Origin of the sequence: Chelativorans petroleitrophicus, from assembly GCF_025398195.1 — a bacterium.
In the GTDB taxonomy this organism is placed as follows: Bacteria; Pseudomonadota; Alphaproteobacteria; order Rhizobiales; family Rhizobiaceae; genus Chelativorans; species Chelativorans petroleitrophicus.
Map to the genome: position 1 here is coordinate 1 of NZ_JAODNV010000063.1, position 635 is coordinate 635.

The window sequence follows — 635 nt, forward strand, 5'->3', positions numbered from 1 at the left end:
CCGAGCCGAACCGCGAAGCGGCTCTCGTCACCGGTTGGCTCCAGCGTGCAGTCCCAGCGCGAGGCGTTGATGCAGACCGGGCGCACTTCCACGCCATGTTCGATGGCGTCCCTCACGATCTGCGCGGGCGCGTAGAATCCCATCGGCTGCGAATTCAGGAGCGCGGCGCAGAACACGTCCGGATGCCAGCACTTGAGCCATGCCGAGGCGTAGGCGATCAGCGCGAAAGACGCCGCGTGGCTCTCCGGGAAGCCATAGGAGCCGAATCCTTCGAGCTGCGAGAAGGTCTTCTCCGCGAACGCCCGGTCGTAACCTCGGGCAATCATGCCCTGGACGAGCTTGTCCCTGAATGCGCTCACCCCGCCCGTGTGCTTGAAGGTCGCCATCGACTTGCGCAGCATGTCCGCTTCGCCCGGCGTGAATCCGGCGCATTCAATGGCCACGCGCATGGCCTGCTCCTGGAAGAGGGTCACGCCCAGCGTCTTGCCCAGGACCTTTTCCAGTTCCGGCTTCGGGTACTCGACGGGCTCGAGTCCTGCTCGGCGGCGGAGATAGGGGTGAACCATGTCGCCCTGGATCGGACCGGGACGGACGATCGCCACCTGCACAACGAGATCGTAGAACGTCCGGGGCTT

The 635-nt window shown here is 65.2% G+C and carries 1 pseudogene; it reads right to left on the reverse strand.

Annotated elements, in window-relative coordinates:
- Positions 1-635, reverse strand: a pseudogene (gene dnaE2 / locus NYR54_RS19130) (error-prone DNA polymerase); the annotation flags it as partial.